This window comes from Lysobacter sp. Soil_C_59, assembly GCF_057656415.1.
Genome location: NZ_JBDGKK010000001.1, coordinates 582,340 through 600,030 on the forward strand (window position 1 = coordinate 582,340; position 17,691 = coordinate 600,030).

General features: G+C 67.8%; 14 protein-coding genes and 1 tRNA gene. 11 read left to right on the plus strand and 4 right to left on the minus strand.

The annotated features are described in order from the left end of the window. Nucleotides 1-58: 58 nt before the first annotated feature. The 7 genes from AC3A3Q_RS02510 to AC3A3Q_RS02540 all read left to right on the plus strand — a co-directional run bounded on the left by AC3A3Q_RS02510 (nucleotide 59) and on the right by AC3A3Q_RS02540 (nucleotide 6,510). Nucleotides 59-1,318 carry a dicarboxylate/amino acid:cation symporter gene (locus AC3A3Q_RS02510; RefSeq protein ID WP_487584740.1) on the plus strand — a complete coding sequence of 420 codons (1,260 nt, stop codon included), beginning with the start codon at nucleotides 59-61 and terminating at the stop codon, nucleotides 1,316-1,318. A 160-nt stretch (nucleotides 1,319-1,478) separates the two neighbouring features. Further along, a tRNA-Arg gene (locus AC3A3Q_RS02515) sits at nucleotides 1,479-1,555 on the plus strand. Between the two features lie 82 nt (nucleotides 1,556-1,637). Then, the gene (gene amaB, locus AC3A3Q_RS02520) at nucleotides 1,638-3,170 is read left to right on the plus strand and encodes an L-piperidine-6-carboxylate dehydrogenase (RefSeq protein ID WP_200604633.1); all 1,533 of its coding nucleotides are present in this window, start codon (nucleotides 1,638-1,640) and stop codon (nucleotides 3,168-3,170) included. Nucleotides 3,171-3,202: 32 nt separating this feature from the next. Then, nucleotides 3,203-3,505: a DUF4190 domain-containing protein gene (locus AC3A3Q_RS02525; protein WP_487584741.1), complete on the plus strand. Its 303-nt coding sequence runs from the start codon at nucleotides 3,203-3,205 to the stop codon at nucleotides 3,503-3,505. A gap of 1 nt (nucleotide 3,506) precedes the next feature. Further along, nucleotides 3,507-4,565, plus strand: a complete 1,059-nt coding sequence (locus AC3A3Q_RS02530; protein ID WP_487584742.1) for a quinone-dependent dihydroorotate dehydrogenase — start codon at nucleotides 3,507-3,509, stop codon at nucleotides 4,563-4,565. Continuing rightward, a complete protein-coding gene (murB, locus tag AC3A3Q_RS02535; RefSeq protein ID WP_487584743.1) occupies nucleotides 4,562-5,599 on the plus strand; it encodes a UDP-N-acetylmuramate dehydrogenase in 1,038 nt (345 codons plus the stop codon). Before AC3A3Q_RS02530 ends, murB begins: the two co-directional genes overlap by 4 nt. 23 nt (nucleotides 5,600-5,622) lie before the next feature. Next, nucleotides 5,623-6,510 carry a DMT family transporter gene (locus tag AC3A3Q_RS02540; protein WP_487584914.1) on the plus strand — a complete coding sequence of 296 codons (888 nt, stop codon included), beginning with the start codon at nucleotides 5,623-5,625 and terminating at the stop codon, nucleotides 6,508-6,510. A gap of 1 nt (nucleotide 6,511) precedes the next feature. Here AC3A3Q_RS02540 and AC3A3Q_RS02545 read toward each other — a convergent pair whose 3' ends face one another. Next, complete coding sequence (locus AC3A3Q_RS02545) at nucleotides 6,512-7,201, minus strand: phosphatase PAP2 family protein (RefSeq protein WP_487584744.1); 690 nt, start codon at nucleotides 7,199-7,201, stop codon at nucleotides 6,512-6,514. Then, nucleotides 7,191-8,471, minus strand: a complete 1,281-nt coding sequence (gene ispG / locus AC3A3Q_RS02550; protein WP_487584745.1) for a flavodoxin-dependent (E)-4-hydroxy-3-methylbut-2-enyl-diphosphate synthase — start codon at nucleotides 8,469-8,471, stop codon at nucleotides 7,191-7,193. Before ispG ends, AC3A3Q_RS02545 begins: the two co-directional genes overlap by 11 nt. A 69-nt stretch (nucleotides 8,472-8,540) precedes the next feature. On the opposite strand from ispG, the gene xseA reads away from it, so the two are divergent. From xseA to AC3A3Q_RS02565, 3 genes are all read left to right on the plus strand, one after another. Next, nucleotides 8,541-9,911: an exodeoxyribonuclease VII large subunit gene (xseA, locus tag AC3A3Q_RS02555; protein ID WP_487584746.1), complete on the plus strand. Its 1,371-nt coding sequence runs from the start codon at nucleotides 8,541-8,543 to the stop codon at nucleotides 9,909-9,911. A 66-nt stretch (nucleotides 9,912-9,977) separates the two neighbouring features. After that, nucleotides 9,978-11,624, plus strand: a complete 1,647-nt coding sequence (locus AC3A3Q_RS02560) for an acetolactate synthase large subunit (RefSeq protein ID WP_487584747.1) — start codon at nucleotides 9,978-9,980, stop codon at nucleotides 11,622-11,624. A gap of 29 nt (nucleotides 11,625-11,653) precedes the next feature. Then, complete coding sequence (locus AC3A3Q_RS02565) at nucleotides 11,654-13,117, plus strand: aldehyde dehydrogenase family protein (protein WP_487584748.1); 1,464 nt, start codon at nucleotides 11,654-11,656, stop codon at nucleotides 13,115-13,117. Nucleotides 13,118-13,202: 85 nt separating this feature from the next. Here the strand turns inward: AC3A3Q_RS02565 and AC3A3Q_RS02570 are convergent, their stop codons facing one another. Beyond that, the gene (locus tag AC3A3Q_RS02570; RefSeq protein ID WP_487584749.1) at nucleotides 13,203-13,868 is read right to left on the minus strand and encodes a hypothetical protein; all 666 of its coding nucleotides are present in this window, start codon (nucleotides 13,866-13,868) and stop codon (nucleotides 13,203-13,205) included. Between the two features lie 362 nt (nucleotides 13,869-14,230). Between AC3A3Q_RS02570 and AC3A3Q_RS02575 the strand changes: the two genes are divergently transcribed. Further along, a complete protein-coding gene (locus AC3A3Q_RS02575; RefSeq protein ID WP_487584750.1) occupies nucleotides 14,231-16,036 on the plus strand; it encodes a vWA domain-containing protein in 1,806 nt (601 codons plus the stop codon). Between the two features lie 89 nt (nucleotides 16,037-16,125). On the opposite strand, the gene AC3A3Q_RS02580 is transcribed toward AC3A3Q_RS02575, so the two are convergent. Next, nucleotides 16,126-17,691 carry a tetratricopeptide repeat-containing sulfotransferase family protein gene (locus AC3A3Q_RS02580; RefSeq protein ID WP_487584751.1) on the minus strand — a complete coding sequence of 522 codons (1,566 nt, stop codon included), beginning with the start codon at nucleotides 17,689-17,691 and terminating at the stop codon, nucleotides 16,126-16,128.

Genomic DNA, 17,691 nt, shown 5'->3' on the forward strand with positions numbered 1-17,691 from the left:
CGGCGGCCGGTCGCGACCAAGGTCGCTCCTACATTCCCTTCTTTTGCCAGGATTTCCCGTGTCGACCACCGCCCGCGTACTGCTCGGACTCTTTCTTGGCGCCCTCATCGGCCTGCTGCTGGCCTGGTGGGACGTGTCCGCCGCGACACGCGTCGCCGACTTCATCCAGCCGATCGGCCGGCTCTGGCTCAACGCGCTGCAGATGACGGTGGTGCCGCTGGTCGCGGCACTGGTGGTGATCGGCGTCAACACCGCCACCGACGCCGCCGCCTCCGGGCGCACCGCGCGCAAGGCGATCATCACCTTCGTGATCATCCTCAGCGTCTGCGCCGCGTTCGCCGCGATCGTGGCGCCGCTGCTGTTCTCGCTGGTGCCGCGCCAGGAAGGCCTGGCCGAATCCCTGCGTGCGGCCACCGCCGGCACCGCCCAGCTGAGCCTGCCCAACTCGCTGGCCGACTGGTTCGTCGGCATCATTCCCAGCAACGCGATAGCAGCAGCCGCGCAGAGCGCGATGATGCCGCTGGTGGTGTTCGCGCTGTTCTTCGGCTTCGCCCTGACACGCATCGAGACCGGCCGCCGCGCGCGCCTGCTCGAACTGGTCCAGTCGATCGCCGACGTGATGGTGGTGATCGTGCGCTGGGTGCTGTGGGCGGCGCCGGTGGGCGTGTTCGCGCTGGTGCTGGCAGTGTGCGCGCGGGTCGGCCACGGCATGATCGGCGCGTTCGGCTGGTACATCGCGATCCTGTCGGCGATGTACCTGTGCGCGACCGCGCTGATGTACCCGATCGCGGTGATTGCCGGCGGCGAACGCGTCCGCCGGTTCGCCATGGCTATCGTGCCTGCGCAGGCCGTGGCAGCCAGCACGCAGTCGTCGCTGGCCTCGCTGCCGGCGATGATCGAAAGCTCGCGCGTTCGCCTGGGCCATCCGCTCAGCGTGACCTCGCTGGTGCTGCCGATGGCGGTGTCGCTGTTCCGCATCACCAGCCCGATGCAGTACATCGGCGTGGCGTCCTTCGTCGCCTGGGCCTACGGGATCGATCTCAGCGCCACGCAGATGGCGGCCGGCGCGGCCCTGGCGGTGGTGATCAGCATGGGTTCGGTCGGCCTGCCCGGCCAGGTCAGCTTCATGGCGACCAACATGCCGGTGACCCAGGCGATGGGCCTGCCGGTGGAGCCGCTGGGCCTGCTGCTGGCGCTGGACACCATCCCGGACGTGTTCGCCACCCTGGGCAACGTGACCGGCGATCTCACCGCCACGGCGGTGGTGGCCAAGGGCCAGACCGAGCCCGAGGCCGCGGCCGAAACGTCTCCCTTGTAGGAGCGAGCTTGCTCGCGACCGGGCAAGCCGGGCCGTCCGACGTGGGTTCGCGAGCAAGCTCGCTCCTGCGGGCCCCCTGGCCAATCCGGACCAACCCGAATCCAGCGCAATCATGCGAAAATGCCGCGCTGCGTTTCCCAAACCATTGATCCAGAAGCTTGGCCCCGTAGCTCAGTTGGATAGAGCGGTCCCCTCCTAAGGGACAGGTCGCACGTTCGAATCGTGTCGGGGCCGCCATTGCGGCGAGCCGGAGGTTGCGGCTGGAACCTGCTTCCAGCGCCATCCCGCCTCGCCCTCAAGTCCCCCAGGAGCACGTCCGATGACCCACCCCGTCCTCACCGCCCTCGGCCTGACCGATACCGAATCCGGCACCTACCTCGGCAGCGGCGAATGGTCGCCGACCCGTGACGCCGGCGTTCTGGAGTCGATCAACCCGACCAACGGCGAGGTTCTGGCCAAGGTCCAGGCCTCCTCGCAGGCCGACTACGACGCCATCGTCGAGCGCGCCCAGGCCGCCTTCAAGGTGTGGCGCACCACTCCGGCCCCGCGCCGCGGCGAAGCCGTGCGCCTGTGCGCCGATGCGCTGCGCAAGCACAAGGACGCGCTGGGCTCGCTGGTCGCGCTGGAGATGGGCAAGTCCAAGCCCGAAGGCGACGGCGAAGTGCAGGAGATGATCGACATCGGCGACTTCGCCGTCGGTCTGTCGCGCCAGCTCTACGGCCTGACCATGCATTCCGAGCGCCCCGGCCACCGCATGTACGAGCAGTGGCACCCGATCGGCATCGTCGGCGTGATCTCGGCGTTCAACTTCCCGGTCGCGGTCTGGGCCTGGAACAGCTTCATCGCTGCCATCTGCGGCAACATCACGCTGTGGAAGCCCTCGCCGAAGACGCCGCTGTCGGCGGTCGCCTCGATGAAGATCTGCAACGCCGCGCTCAAGGCCGGCGGTTTCCCGGACATCTTCTTCCTGTTCAACGATGCCGGCACCGAGCTGGCTTCCAGCTTCGTCGACGACAAGCGCATCGGCCTGATCAGCTTCACCGGTTCGACCAAGGTCGGCCGCATCGTCGGCGAGCGCGTCGCGCGCCGCATGGGCCGTTCGCTGCTGGAACTGGGTGGCAACAACGCGATCATCGTCGACCCCAGCGCCGACCTGAAGCTGGCCATTCCGGCGATTGCCTTCGGCGCCGTCGGCACCGCCGGCCAGCGCTGCACCACCACGCGCCGCCTGTTCGTGCAGGAGTCGATCTACGATGACGTGCTGGCCAAGCTGATCACCGCCTACAAGCAGGTCGAGAAGAAGATCGGCGACCCGACCGACCCGAACAACCTGATGGGCCCGCTCAACAGCCGTGACGCGGTGCAGGCCTACCTGGATGCCGTCGAGAAGGCCAAGGCCAGCGGCGGCAAGGTCGAGACCGGCGGTGCCGCCATCGACGGCCCGGGCAACTTCGTCCTGCCGACGATCGTCACCGGCCTGACCAACGACGCCGAAGTCGTGCAGACCGAGACCTTCGCGCCCATCCTGTACGTGATGAAGTACGGCCAACTCGACGAAGCCATCGAGCTGCAGAACGACGTGCCGCAGGGCCTGTCGTCGTCGATCTTCACCCAGAACCTGAAGGCGGCCGAGGCGTTCCTGGCGGCATCGGGTTCGGACTGCGGCATCGCCAACGTCAACATCGGCACCAGCGGCGCCGAGATTGGCGGTGCGTTCGGTGGCGAGAAGGAAACCGGCGGCGGTCGCGAGTCGGGTTCGGATGCATGGCGCGCCTACATGCGCCGGCAGACGAATACCATCAACTACTCCGACGCGCTGCCGCTGGCACAGGGCATCAAGTTCGACCTCTGACCGCTCCGCCACCGGAACCAGGACCCCGCCGCATGCAAGCAGTCGTCCGTCGCGACAACAGCACGCTCGCCATCGTCAGCCTGGTGTTCGGTGTGCTGGGCTGGACCGCACTCCCGATCGTCGCCAGCATGGTGGCGATCGTCACCGGCCACCTGGCCAAGGCCGAGCTGCGCCGGACGCCCGAACGCGAAGGCAAGGTACTGGCCGTGATCGGGCTGGTGCTGGGGTGGTCTTCGCTGCTGGTGATTGTCTCGGTCGTCACGTTCCTGCTGATCTGGACCGGCTTGATCTTCTCGGACGGTGTGCGCGAAGTCACGCTGCCGAGAGCGCACTGACATGTACTCCATCGTCCGCCCCTTCCTGTTCGGACTGGACGCAGAGACGGCGCACGGCGCCACGCTCGCTGCGATGGAAGCGGCGTATCGCAGCGGGCTGAGCCCGCTGCTGGGCCGCCGCCCGGCGCCGCTGCCCACGCGCGCGTTCGGCCTGACCTTCCCAAATCCGGTCGGCCTGGCCGCCGGCCTGGACAAGAACGGCGCGCACATCGATGCACTGCTTGCGTTGGGCTTCGGCTTCGTCGAAGTCGGCACGGTCACGCCGCGTGCGCAGGAAGGCAATCCGAAGCCGCGCATGTTCCGCCTGCCGGAACAGCAGGCGGTGATCAATCGCCTGGGCTTCAACAACGGTGGCGTCGACGAACTGGTGCGCAATGTCGGCAAGGCCCGCCGTCGCGGCGGCCTGCTCGGCATCAACATCGGCAAGAACAAGGACACGCCGAACGAATCGGCGGAAACCGACTACCTGCACTGCCTCGAGCGCGTCTACCCGCTCGCCGACTACGTCACCGTCAACATCTCCTCGCCCAACACCGCCGGCCTGCGCGAGTTGCAGGAAGAGCAGTCGTTGCGGCGGCTGGTGTCGATCCTGCGCGAAGCGCAGGAGCGCCTGGGCGCTTTGCACGGCAAGCGCGTGCCGATGCTGGTCAAGATCGCCCCGGACCTCAGCGACGACGATGTCCAGGCCGCCGCGCGCGTGCTTGGCGACCTCAATGTCGACGGCGTCATCGCCACCAACACCACCGTCTCGCGCATCGGCATCGAAGGCGCGCCGCACGCGTCCGAAACCGGCGGGCTGTCGGGCCGTCCGCTGATGGGCCAGGCCACGGCGGTGCTGCGGATGATGCGCACCCGCCTGCCCGAATCGATCCCGATGATCGGTGTCGGCGGCATCCTCTCCGGTGCCGACGCCGCCACCAAGATGGCCGCCGGCGCGACCCTGGTGCAGTGCTACACCGGTCTGGTCTACCGTGGCCCGGGCCTGGTGCACGAATGCGTCGAAGCCATGCGCCGTCGCAAGGAAGCCCCGAGCCGGGGCAACATGCCCCCGATCGTATGAGCGAGGCCGTCCGCATCCTGCGCGATGCCCCGCTCGATCATCGCAACACCTTCGGCGTCGCGGCACGCGCGCCATGGCTGGCGGAACTGGGCGATGCGAGTGCCCTGCCGGAATTGTTCACCCGCGCGGAATTCCGCGAACGTCCGCCGCTGGTGCTCGGCGGCGGCAGCAACCTGCTGTTTGCCGGCGATCCCGAAGCGGCGGTGCTGGCGCTGACCGGCCAGGACGTGCGCGTGCTGCACGACGACGCCGTCGCCATCGTCCGCGCCGATGCAGGCGTCCAATGGCACGGGTTCGTGATGCGCACGCTGGAGATGGGCCTGGCGGGGCTCGAGAACCTCGCCTTGATTCCTGGCACCGTGGGCGCCGCGCCGATCCAGAACATCGGCGCGTATGGCGTCGAAGTGCGTGATTTCATCCACGCCGTCGAGGCCTTCGAGCCGGCCACAGGCCAGCTCCATCGCCTCGACGCGGACGCCTGCGCGTTCGCCTACCGCGACAGCGTGTTCAAGCACGAACCCGATCGCTACATCGTCACCGCCGTCGAATTCGCGCTGCCGCGCACGCCGTCGCTGAAACTCGACTACGCCGGCATCGGCGACGAGATCGTGGCGATGGGCATCACCGCGCCGACGCCGCGCGATGTCGCCGATGCGGTGATTGCGATCCGCCGCCGCAAACTGCCCGACCCCGCCGTGCTCGGCAACGCCGGCAGCTTCTTCAAGAATCCGATCGTGGCGCTGGCCCAGGCCGAAGCGCTGCAGGCGCAATACCCGGCGATGCCGGTGTTCCGTGGCAACGATGCGGCCACGCGCAAGCTGTCGGCCGCGTGGTTCATCGACGCCTGCGGCTGGAAGGGCCACCGCGACGGCGATGCCGGCGTCGCCGCGACGCATGCGCTGGTGCTGGTCAACCACGGCCACGCCAGCGGCCAGCAACTGCTCGACCTGGCGCGGCGCATTGCCGACTCGGTGCGCACGCGCTTCGAGGTGGCGATCGAACCAGAACCGCGGGTCATCGGCGCCACCTGGTGAACGCAACGGCAACTTCAACTCCGATGCGCGCCGCGGGCTTCATGCTCGCCAGCACGCTGTGCTTCGGCGCGATGGCCATCACCATCCGCCTGGCATCGGCGACGCTGCACACGTTCGAGATCGCGTTCTTCCGCAACCTGTTCGGCCTGATGGCGGTGCTGCCGCTGATCGCCGGCGTCGACCGCGCATCGCTGCGCACGCGCCAGCTGCCGCGCTACTTCGTGCGCTGCGCGATCGGCATCGGCTCGATGCTGGCCGGCTTCTGGGCGATCGGGCATTTGCCGCTGGCGCAGGCGATCTCGCTGTCCTACTCCACGCCGGTGTTCGTGACGATCGCCGCGGCAATCTTCCTCGGCGAGCACGTACGCGCCCGTCGCTGGGCGGCGGTGGCGATCGGTTTCATCGGCGTGCTGGTGATCGTGCGACCGGGCTCGGCGGATTTCAGCACGGGCACGCTGATCGCGCTGCTGGCCGCGGTGCTCAGCGGTGTAGTCGCGATCCAGATCAAGCAGCTCTCGCGCGTGGACGCGGCCAACACCATCGTCCTCTACACCTATCTGTTCTGGGTGCCGATGTCGCTGCTGCCGGCGCTATGGGTGTGGGAATGGCCGCAGGGCATCGCCTGGCTGTGGGTGATCGGCGCTGGCATCTTCGGTACCGGTGGCCAGGTGTTGTGGACCCATGCGCTCAAGCTCGGCGAAGTCTCGGCGCTGACCCCGATCAGCTTCATGCAGTTGCCACTCGTGGCCACGGCTGGCTGGTTGTGGTTTGGAGAGAGCGTGGACGGATGGACCTGGGCCGGCGCGGCAATCATCCTGTCGGCGAATGCCTATATCGCCCATCGCGAAGCGGTGCTGATGCGGCGCGCGGCGACTGCGGCACCGAGTTCGGCGGCGGTGCCGGGCGAGTGATTCAGCGCCACGGCCGCAAGCCACCCCAGTACACCACCAGGTAAACCGCCACCGCCCACACGCTCGCCGCGGCCCACCCGGCGAGGATGTCCGACGGGTAGTGCACGCCCAGGTACACCCGCGACAATCCCACCAGCAACACGAACGGCAGCATCAGCGCCACCATTGGCCAGCGCCAGCGCGTGCGCCACGTCAGCAGCACCAGCACCCAGGCCAGTGTCATCGAGCCCATCGCGTGTCCGCTGGGAAAACTGAAGTTGTGCTCCGGCGCGATCGAATCCCACAACGATGGCCGCTCGCGCGCGAACGCCGCCTTGGCCGCGATGTTGAGCAATGCCGAACCGCCCAGCGCGATCGCAGCGAACGTGGCCTCGCGGTATCGGCGCAACAGCGTCAGCACCAATACCAGCGCAATGTCGACCGGCACCACGCCCCACAGGTAACCGATCCGCGAGATCAGCACGAAGAAGCGGTCGAAGCCCTCGCGGGCCAGGTCATGGGCGAAGTGCAGGATCGGTTCGTCGAACGCGATCACTTCCTGCTCGTGGATCTCGTCGGCCAGCTCGGCGAAGCCCCACAGCGGCAGCAGCAGGCCGATGAACACCAGCAGCAACCGGCCGCCGTAACGGCGCAGCACGCCTGCGCCGTAGCGCAGTTCCTGGGTTAGTGCGTCGCCGCCTTCAGCCGGCACGCGCTGCGTCGTCTGCCGCGCCGTACTTGCGCTCGACGTAGCGGTCGATCAGCTCGACGAACTCGTGGGCGATGTTCTCGCCACGCAGCGTCACGGTCTTCTCGCCGTCCTCGAACACCGGTGCCGAGGGTGCCTCGCCCGTGCCCGGCAGCGAGATGCCGATGTTGGCGTGGCGCGACTCGCCCGGGCCATTGACCACGCAGCCCATCACCGCCAGGGTCAGGTTCTCCGCGCCGGGGTGGCTGATCTTCCACACCGGCATCTTCGCGCGCACGTGTTCCTGCACCTTCTGCGCCAGTTCCTGGAAGAAGGTGCTGGTGGTGCGGCCGCAACCCGGGCAGGCGGTGACCATCGGTGTGAACGCGCGCAGGCCCATGGTCTGCAGCAGTTCCTGGGCGACGATGACTTCGTTGGTGCGCGACTGGCCCGGCTCGGGCGTCAGCGAGATGCGGATGGTGTCGCCGATGCCTTCCTGCAGCAGCACGGCCAGTGCGGCGCTGGAGGCGACGATGCCCTTGCTGCCGATGCCGGCCTCGGTCAGGCCCAGGTGCAGGGCGAAATCGCTGCGGCGGGCCATTTCGCGGTACACGGCGATCAATTCCTGCACGCCGCTGACCTTGGCGCTGAGGATGATGCGGTCGGCCGACAGGCCCAGCTCGACTGCGCGCGCGGCCGAATCCAGCGCCGAGCGGATCAACGCCTCGCGCAGCACTTCGGCGGCTTCGCGCGGTTCGGCCAGCTTGTGGTTCTCGTCCATCAGCTGCGCGGCCAGCGCCTGGTCGAGCGAGCCCCAGTTGGCGCCGATGCGGACCGGCTTGCCGTGCTTGATCGCCAGCTCGATGAGGGTAGCGAACTGGCTGTCCTTCTTCTTGCCGAAGCCGACGTTGCCGGGGTTGATCCGGTACTTGGCCAGCACCTCGGCGCAGGCCGGCTCGGCGGTCAGCAGCTGGTGGCCGTTGTAGTGGAAGTCGCCGATGATCGGCACTTCCACGCCCATCATCGCCAGCTTGTCGACGATGCGCGGCACGGCGGCGGCCGCTTCGACGGTGTTGACCGTCACCCGCACCATTTCCGACCCGGCGCGCCACAGCTCGGCGACCTGCCTGGTGGTCGAGGCCACGTCGGCGGTGTCGGTATTGGTCATCGACTGCACGACGACCGGCTGGCCGCCGCCGACCTCGACGCCGCCGATGCGCACGGTGCGCGTCAGGCGTCGCGGGAGCGGGCCGAAGCCGGGGTGTGCGCAGGGCGCGGAAGCATGTGAATTCATGGTCGCCATTGTAACGTGACCTGCACCCCGCCCTGCGCTACCTTGGCCGGCCGTGCCCTGCCGCTCTCCATGAACGATTACCCCACCGAACCGACCTCCGGCGCCGGCCGCGCCGACCAGGTGCTGACGCCCAGCCAGCTGAACACGCTGGCGCGCGACCTGCTGGAGGGAGCGTTCCCGCAGGTGTGGATCGAGGGCGAGCTGGGCAATGTCTCGAAGCCCTCGTCGGGCCACCTTTACTTCACCCTGAAGGACGCGCGCGCGCAGGTGCGCTGCGCGATGTTCCGCCCCAAGAGCAGCTGGCTGAAGTTCGTCCCGCGCGAAGGCCTGCGCGTGCTCGGCCGCGGCCGCCTCACGCTGTACGAGGCACGTGGCGAGTACCAGCTGGTGTTCGACCACCTGGAAGAGGCCGGCGAAGGCGCGCTGCGGCGTGCGTTCGAGGAACTGCGCGCGCGCCTGGCCGCCGAAGGCCTGTTCGATGTCGAACGCAAGCGAGCGCTGCCGCGCTTCGCCCGCCGCATCGGCGTGATCACCTCGCCCAGCGGGGCGGCCGTGCGCGACGTGCTCAGCGTGCTGGCGCGGCGCTTTCCGCTGGTGGAGGCCGACGTGCTTCCGGTCCAGGTCCAGGGCGAAGGCGCGGCGGCGCAGATAGTGGCCATGCTGCAACGGGCCATCGCCTCGGCACGCTACGACGTGCTGGTGCTGGCGCGCGGCGGCGGCTCGCTGGAGGACCTGTGGGCCTTCAACGACGAGCGCCTGGCGCGCACGATCGCGGCCTCGCCGGTGCCGATCGTGTCGGCGGTCGGCCACGAGACCGACTTCAGCCTCAGCGATTTCGCCGCCGACGTGCGCGCACCGACGCCGTCGGTCGCGGCAGAACTGCTCGCGCCCAATCGCGAGGACCTGCTGCATCGCCTGCGCATTCTGGAATCGCGCCTGCGCAACCTGCACATGCAACGCCTGCGCCAGGCGATGCAGCGCGCCGACCGCGCCTCGCTGCGCCTCAATGCAGTGCGCCCGCAGGCGCGCCTGGAGGCGCTCGGCCGCCGCCAACGCGAAGCCCTCCGTCGCCTCAATGCCGCCTGGCGCCAGCAACTGGAGCGCGAACGCGCACGCCTGCGCCATGCCGATGCCGTGCTGCGTGCCGCCCACCCGCAACGCCGCATCGCCCGCCTGCGCGAGCGCCTGGCGGTGCTGAGCCCGCGTCCGCAGGCCGCCATCGTCCGCCGGCTGGCCAAGGACGCGATGCACCTGCGCGGCCTGGCCCGCTCACTCGAAGCGGTGAGCCCGCTGGCGACCGTCGCGCGTGGCTACTCGATCCTGCAGCATCCCGACGGGCGGGTCGTGCGCAGCGTGCTCGATGCGGCGCCGGGTGACCGGCTGGCCGCGCGCCTGAGCGATGGGCAATTGCAGGTGCGGGTCGAACCCAAGGACGACTGAGACCATCACGCATCGCACCACACGGCCCCCGCTACGATGCGCGGACCGTGCCCGAGGAAGCGTTGCATGACCAAGGCCTCCGATCTGTTCGTCGCCGCGCTTGAAGCCGAGGGCGTGGAGTACGTCTTCGGCATTCCGGGCGAAGAGAACCTCGACCTGCTCGAATCGCTGCGCACTTCGCGCATCCGCCTGGTGCTGACCCGTCACGAACAAGGCGCCGGTTTCATGGCCGCCACCTACGGTCGCCTGACCGGGAAAGCCGGCGTATGCCTGTCGACGCTTGGTCCCGGCGCCACGAACCTGGTCACGCCGGCGGCCTACGCCCAGCTCGGCGCGATGCCGATGCTGATGATCACCGGCCAGAAACCGATCAAGTCCAGCCGCCAGGGCCACTTCCAGATCGTCGACGTGGTCGACACGATGCGGCCGCTGACCAAGTACACGCGCCAGATCGTTTCCGCCGACGCCATCCCGGCGCGCGTGCGTGAAGCCTTTCGCCGGGCCGAGGAAGAACGTCCTGGCGCCACCCACCTGGAGCTGCCGCAGGACATCGCCGGCGATGAAACCAGTGCGCGCGTGATTCCAGGCTCCTTCTCGCGCCGCCCCATCGCCGACGACAAGGCCATCGCCCACGCCGCCGCCGCGATCAGCCAGGCGCGCCATCCGCTGCTGATGATTGGCGCCGGCGCGAACCGCAAGACCACCGCGCGGCAGCTGCGATCGTTCATCGACAAGCTCGGCATCCCGTTCTTCACCACGCAGATGGGCAAGGGCGTGATCGACGAACTGCACCCGCTGTGGCTCGGCAATGCCGCGCTGTCGGATCACGACTTCGTCCACCGCGCGATCGATGCCGCCGACTGCATCGTCAACATCGGCCATGACGTGATCGAGAAGCCGCCGTTCTTCATGCGCGAAGGACGCCGCACCGTCATCCACGTCAACTACGAGTCCGCCGAGGTCGACGCGGTGTACTTCCCCCAGATCGAAGTCGTCGGCGACATCGCCAACACCGTCTGGCAACTCGGCGAGGTGCTGTCGGCGCAGCCGCACTGGGACTTCGGCTTCTTCGACCGGGTGCGCGCCGCGCTGCTGGCCAACCTGGTCGACCGCAGCGATGCCGACCGCTTCCCGATGGCACCGCAGCGGCTGGTTGCCGACGTCCGCAAGGTCATGGGTCCGCGCGACGTGGTCTGCCTCGACAATGGTCTGTACAAGCTATGGTTCGCCCGTTGCTACCGTTGCCGCGAACCGAACACGCTGCTGCTCGACAACGCCCTGGCGACCATGGGTGCCGGCCTGCCCTCGGCGATCGCCGCGCGCATCGTCTGCCCGGACCGGCGCGTGCTCGCGGTGTGCGGCGACGGCGGCTTCATGATGAACTCGCAGGAACTCGAAACCGCCGTTCGCCTGGGCCTGGACATCACCGTGCTGGTCCTGCGTGACGATGCCTACGGCATGATCAAGTGGAAACAGGCGCACGAGCACTATCCGAGCTTCGGCATGGACCTTGGAAATCCGGACTTCGTCCACTATGCGCAAAGCTACGGCGCGCGCGGTCATCGCCCCGCCTCCGCCGACGAGTTCGCACCGATGCTGCAGCGTGCACTGGACACCCCGGGCATCGACCTGATCGAAGTGCCCATCGACTACAGCGACGACGACCGCCTGCTCAACGAAGAGATCCCGAAGTTGAGCGCCGCCCTGCAGTAGTCACCCCCCTTTCTTCTTCGGAGAACGACATGGCCAAGCCCAAGCGCGCCGCCTCCGGCCTGATGGCCAGCTATCCCTATTACCTCGCCAATCGCCCGGTCGCGGCCAATACCGACCTGGACGTGCTGGACAAGTTCAGCGGCAAACGCGCGACCCGCGTTGCCCTGGCCGACGCGACGGCGGTACGCAAGGCGATCGTGGCGGCCTGCCAGGCACGCGAGGCGGTCGCTGCCTTCCCGCCCGACGCCCGACGCGACGTGCTCGAACATTGCGTCATGCGTTTCCAGGAGCGCTTCGACGAACTCGCCCTGGCGCTGTGCATCGAGGCCGGAAAGCCCATCGCCGACGCGCGCGGCGAGGTCACCCGGCTGATCGACACCTTCCGCATCGCCGCCGGCGAGGCGACGCGCATCGATGGCGAGGTGATCGAGCTGCAGATCTCCAAGCGCACGCGCGGTTACCGCGGCATGGTCAAGCGCGTGCCGATCGGCGTGTGCAGTTTCATCACGCCATTCAATTTCCCGCTGAACCTGGTCGCGCACAAGGTCGCACCGGCGCTGGCTGCCGGTTGCCCGTTCGTACTCAAGCCCTCGGAGAAGACACCGATCGGCGCGCTGATCATTGCCGAGATCCTGGCCGAGACCGACCTGCCCCGTGGCGCGTTTTCCGTGCTGGCCTGTTCGACCCAGGATGCAGCGCAGCTGGTCGAGGACGAACGCATCGCCCTGCTGAGTTTCACCGGCGGCCTGATCGGCTGGGACCTCAAGGCCCGAGCCGGTCGCAAGAAGGTCACGCTGGAACTGGGTGGCAACGCCGCCTGCATCATCGACGACGACCCGGGCATGCCGCTCGACCGCGTGGTCGAACGCCTGGTATTCGGTGCCTACTACCAGAGCGGCCAGAGCTGCATCAGCGTGCAGCGCATCTACGCGCACGCGGCCATCTACGACAAGCTGCGCAAGAAACTCAAGGCGGCGGTGGCGAAGTTGCCGATGGGCGATCCGCGCGACGAGAAGACCTTCATCGGCCCGATGATCGACGAAGCCGCGGCCAAGCGCGTCGACAGCTGGATCGAGGCCGCACGCAAGGGCGGCGCAAGACGCCTGGCCGGTGGCAACCGCAGCGGCAACATGGTGCCGGCGACGCTGCTCGAGGGCGTGCCCCATGACAGCGACCTGTACCGCAAGGAGGCCTTCGCCCCGGTCGCGCTGATGGAACCCTTCGACGATTTCGACCAGGCCATCGACCAGGTCAACGACAGCGACTTCGGCCTGCAGGCCGGTGTTTTCACCGGGCGCCTGGACCATGCCATGCGCGCCTGGGATCGCCTCGAGGTCGGTGGTGTCATCGTCGGCGACGTGCCGAGCTTTCGCGTCGACAACATGCCCTACGGTGGCGTGAAGCACTCGGGCCTCGGTCGCGAGGGCGTTCGTTACGCGATCGAAGACATGACCGAGCAACGCCTGCTGGTGATTCGCGACGCTGCAGGCTGATCAAGACCGCGCATGCCGGCACGACAAACCTTCTCCCGACTGAGGGAGAAGGCGTGTCGAGGCCTGCCAGACCGTTGACCAGGTACTACTTGCGTGGCGACGGCGCCGGCTCGTCGACCTTGCCGATGCTGGTCTCGCCGATGCTGACTTCGCCGCCCGTGGCCCACTCGGTCACCGGCTGCAGCCACTCCGTCCTGGGCTCGTGGAACAGCGCCGCACCATGGCCGCTGTTGAGCACGAGTTCCTGGCGCTCGCTGACCTTGGGCGAGTCACCCCACAGCGACCGGCACGACAGCGACGTGCTGTCGTTGGCATCGTGGATACCGAGCACGCGGCCGCTCATGCGGAAGTTGTAGTTGGCCTTCATCACCGGATCGCACTGGCCCAGCAGCGCATAGTTGACGTGTCGGTTGCCGACGAGCGCGGATGTCAGAGTGGCAATCTTGGAGCCGGTGCCTGCGCCCACTACGTTGATCTCCTCCGGAGCAACGCCCTTGGCCATCAGACCTCGTACTTCGTCGGCGATGCGTTGCGCATAAGCAAGACGCTTTTCGCCCGCATAGGCGAACGTGCTGACTTCGAATCCCTGGTCCTCGAACGCCTGCACGATGGCTGCGTGGTCAACGCCTGCCTCGGTGGACGGCAGATAGACAAGGTGTGGTGAACCTGCGACCGCTGCCGACGACGCGGCGAGGAATACGGCCGTTGCCAACGCGCAACGGGGCAGGACGTGCTTCAGGGGGGAAGGCATGAAACGGGTCATGGCAGGTACCTCCAGCAAAAGCGTCGAAGACGCGGGGGGAGCTGATGAGAGGGAGCTGTGAGACGTAACCGGCGGTTTCAATCCTGCGCGTGACCGTCGCGTCTCCACCAGTTCGAAAGGTCATACCAACTTCTGGGATACGTGGGATTGGATGCGCGATTGCGTCTGCGCGTTTATGCACAACGCGGGCAAATGCGATTGCTGCATCGGGTGAATGGGAGGTGTTGCCCCTCCGCCATTGGTCACCGTCACTTCCGGCCCATGGGGGCGCGCGGAAGAATTCCGTGAAGGCTTAACCCCATTCGATCACTCCGCTCGTTGGCCACTGCAACCCAACCGGAGACAGCAACATGAAGCGCACTCCCGTCGTCCGCCCCACCCTGCTCATGGCCGTCACGCTGGCGCTGTCCGCCTGTCACACAACCAGGGATTCGGCGCAGGTCGAACGTGTCGATGCGGCCGCGGAGCCGGCAGCAGTTGCTGCCGAAATGGCAGCCGACGCCGCCATCGCCGGCAATGCCCAAGCCGTCGCGGCCAAGGACGCTGGCACGACCGATGCCAGGCGCCAGCGCCAGCAGGCAGCGATGAAGTCATTGGCACCGCCACCGGCACCCGCTCCCGGTGCGACGCTCGACGCGATCCAGGTCACCGGCTCGAGGATCGCTTACGCACCTTCGATGCCCATGGCGATGCCGGCGCAACAGCAACCGGTGAACACCGAACGCTATGCCGAGATCACCGACAATCCCGTGCGTCGCGCCGCGGAAGATCCGGTGTCGACCTTCTCGGTCGACGTAGACACCGGCAGCTACGCAAACGTGCGCCGCATGCTCAACGAAGGCGAACGGCCGCCGGCGGACGCAGTTCGCGCGGAAGAGTTCATCAACTACTTCGACTACGGCCACCCTGCCCCGGCAACGCGCGAAGTGCCGTTCCGCGTAACCACCGAACTGGCGGTGGCACCGTGGAATTCGCAGCGTCAGCTGCTGATGGTCGGCATCAAGGGTTATGACGTGCCCAAGGCGACGCTGGCGCCGTCCAACCTGGTGTTCCTGATCGATACCTCCGGCTCCATGGATTCGCCCGACAAGCTGCCGCTGGTCAAGGCCGCACTTCGGCAGCTGGTGCCGCAGCTGCGCAGCCAGGACCGCGTCTCGATCGTTGTCTACGCCGGCAGCGCCGGACTCGTACTCCCGCCCACGCCGGGCGATCGCCATGGCGAGATCCTGGCGGCCCTGGACCGCCTCGATGCCGGCGGCAGCACCAATGGTGGCGACGGCATCCGCCTCGCCTACGCGATGGCGCGGCAGGCGTACATCGACAAGGGCGTGAACCGGGTCATCCTCGCCACCGATGGCGACTTCAACGTCGGCACGGTCGACCAGAACGCGCTGGAGACGCTGGTCGGCGACCAGCGCAAGCACGGCATCGCGCTGAGCACGCTCGGCTTCGGCAGTGGCAACTACAACGACGAGATGGCCGAGCAGCTGGCCGATGTGGGCGACGGCAACCACGCCTACATCGACAGCCTGCGCGAGGCACGCAAGGTGCTGGTCGATCAGATGAGCTCGACGCTGATGACCATCGCACGCGACGTCAAGATCCAGATCGAGTTCAATCCGGCGCAGGTCGCCGAGTACCGCCTGATCGGCTACGAGAACCGCGTGCTGCAGCGGGAAGACTTCAACAACGACAAGGTCGATGCCGGCGACATCGGTGCCGGCCACCAGGTGACCGCGCTGTACGAGATCACGCCGGTCTCCTCATCGGCCCAGCGCGTGCGCTCGCTGCGCTATGGCGCGTCGGAGCAGACGGCGAAGGCGGACCTTGGCAGCGAGATCGCCCACCTGCGCCTGCGCTACAAGCTGCCGGGCCAGGATCGCAGCCGACTCATCGAAACGCCGGTACTGGCCTCGCAAGTGACCGGCAGTCCGAGCGAATCATTGCGCCTGGCCAGCGCCGTCGCCGGCTTCGCCGATGCGCTGCGCGGCGGCAGCCGCATGGACGGCTGGAGCCTGGACGCCATGATCAAGTCGGCAACCGCGGCGAAGGGGCGGGATCCGAATGGCGAACGCGCCGAACTGGTGGCACTGATGAAGCTGGCGCAGGCGCAGATCGACCCGAACCAGGAGACCCGCATCGGCCTGGGCCGGTAACCCCCGCGTAGGAGCGAGCTTGCTCGCGATCGGGCGTATCAACCGCGGCAAGGCCCGATCGCGAGCAAGCTCGCTCCTACGACATCGGATCAGGCGCGCAAACGCTCGGCCATCGGTTGCAGCCATTGCGCGTATGGCGCCCACTTCGGACGCTCACGCACCTGGATGCTGTCACGCACCTGCACCGCGCTCGCGGTCACCACCGCGCGCCTTCGCGAACCGATCTCGAGCATGGCCGGATCGAACGCCAGCCCGCAGAAATCGGCAACACGCCGCAGCTCGGCCTCCGGGTCGGAGACCAGCTTCGCGTACTGCACATCGAGGATCCGGCCCGGGAAGCGCTCGTGCCACCGTGCCATCAGGCGCTTGTAATGGCGGTGGTAGTCGGCCAGCTCGATCGGGTCGTAGCTGTACGCGTTGGCCTCGGAGAACAGCTCGCGCAGGTTCGAGAAACAGGTCTCGACCGGGTCGCGGACCATGTGCAGGATTTTCGCCTGCGGCAGGGCATGGGCGATGAAGCCGATGTTGAGGAAGTTCGATGGCAGCTTGTCCGTGAAGCAACGCCGACCCTCGGCTCGCCACTTCACGCTGTCCAGGTAGCGTGACCCGGCGGCGGCAAGGTCTGCCGAAGATGCGCGCTCGACCAGCGTGCGATCGATCACGCCACGGCAGTGGTGGTCGGTGGCATGGCGCATCGCGCTGGTGAAGTCGTAAAGCTCCCCAAGGCCGCGCACCTCGGGATGGCCGTCCAGAAGCTGCTCCAGCAGCGTAGTGCCCGACCGGTGCATGCCGACGATGAAGATCGGCTGCGCGCTCTCGCCCTGCCCCGGATCCGCGACCGGAGCCGCAGGCTCGAACTTCGCCAGCGCATCGAACAGGCTGGCCGTGGTCGCGGTGTCGTAGTTCAGTCGCGAGCGCTTGGCCCCGCATCCGCGCATCAATGCGTGCCAGGCCCCTTCGTGCCGGCCGAGGTCGTCGAGCTCCTTGTGCAGTGCGAACGACAGCAGCGCAATGTCTTCGGCAGATCGCCCCGGCCGCTGCAGCTCCCGCTCGATGGCCGCAACGTGATTGCTCTCGTCCGTCTGCTTGCGCACCCATGCCGCCAGCCAGTAGCCCTGGGCGATCTCGGGCGCGCGGCGCTGGCTGCGCTCGATGTCCTGCCCGGCCTCGGCGAAGCGGCCCAGGTAGGTCAGCACCTGGGCCCGCGCCAGCAGCGTTGGCGGATAATCCGGGTCGGCACGTTTGGCTTCGTCCAGGAAGGCGATCGCGCGACCGGGAAGATTGACGTAACTCAGTTGCGCGGCCGCGGCGATCAGCAGCGGGATCGGCATGCGCGACATGGGCTTGGCGCGATCGATCGCGGCCTGCAGCGCCGGCACCTGGTTGAAGGTACGCAGTCGCGGTAACAGTTCGGCAAGCAGCCTGGGGTCGGTGGTGCCGCTGGCCGCTGCCGCCATCGCACAGGTCTCTGCACGCCGATAGCGGCCACGCAGCGAATTCAGGTAGGACAGCTGTATCAGCGAGTATGGCTCGTTGGGCCGCAGCGCCTGCACCTGCTCGAACGCGGCGATGGCGCCGTCGAGGTCTTCGCTCTCGGCCAGCGATTCGGCCTTCGCTATGAGCGCCTGCAGCGCGGAGGGTGCAACATTCGACAT